Below are 1,123 nucleotides of genomic sequence, written 5' to 3' on the forward strand. Positions count from 1 at the left end.
CTAGGTGTGATGTCCAGGGACGTTGTTCCGGGTTGGGCGGTGACGGCCTGTCGTGCTGACAGGTGAAGGCCTCCGGTTGTGAAGTGGAGCTGTCTAGGAACCGCTTCACCGTCCGGAGGCCTTCGTGTCCCACCCTAACGCCACACTCACCCCACGCACCCGGCTACGACTCGCCCGCCTGATCGTCGAACAGGGCTGGACCTGCACCGAAGCAGCGAAGATGTTCATGGTCGCCGCCAGGACCGCCCGCAAATGGGCCGACCGCTACCGCACCGATGGCCCGGCCGGGATGACCGACCACAGTAGCCGTCCACACCACAGCCCGAACCGCACGCCGACCCCGGTGGTGCGGCAGATCGTGCGGTTGCGGTGGCGCCAGCGGCTGGGCCCGGTTCAGATCGGCGGCCGGCTCGGCCTGCCCGCATCGACCGTGCACGCGGTCCTCGTGCGCTGCCGGATCAACCGGCTCTCCCGCATCGACCGGGTGACCGGCGAACCGCTGCGCCGCTACGAACACGACCACCCCGGCTCGCTGATCCACGTCGACGTCACCAAGTTCGGCAACATCCCCGACGGTGGCGGCTGGCGCTACGTCGGCAGACAGCAAGGTAAAAAGAACAGGTCAGCGACCTCGCGACGCACCGGAACCTGGAGCGCCGACCGGCACGCCCGCACCGGCACTGCCTTCGTGCACACCGTCATCGACGACCACTCCCGCCTCGCCTACGCCGAAATCTGCGCCGACGAGAAAGCCGACACCGCCGTCGGTGTCCTCCGGCGCGCGGTCGCCTGGTTCTCCGACCACGGCGTCACCGTCGAACGCGTGCTGTCGGACAACGGCGCCTGCTACCGCTCCTCGGCCTGGCGCGACACCTGCACCCAGCTGGGCATCACCCCGAAACGGACCCGGCCCTACCGGCCACAGACCAACGGGAAGATCGAGCGGTTCCACCGCACCCTGGCTGATGGCTGGGCCTACGCCCGCTTCTATCCCAGCGAACACGACCGCAGGTCAGCCCTACCCGGATGGCTGCACTTCTACAATCACCACCGACCCCACTCATCCGTCGGAGGCAAGCCACCCATCACCCGGCTGACCAACCTCCCCGGACATCACATCTAG

The 1,123-nt window shown here is 67.9% G+C and carries 1 protein-coding gene; it reads left to right on the forward strand.

Features of this window, described 5'->3' with window-relative positions:
• Positions 1-124: 124 nt before the first annotated feature.
• Positions 125-1,123, forward strand: coding sequence for an IS481 family transposase (locus AB0M80_RS44165; RefSeq protein WP_364576532.1), 999 nt, complete (start codon positions 125-127; stop codon positions 1,121-1,123).

It is taken from the genome of Amycolatopsis sp. NPDC051045, assembly GCF_040682955.1.
Lineage (GTDB): Bacteria > Actinomycetota > Actinomycetes > Mycobacteriales > Pseudonocardiaceae > Amycolatopsis.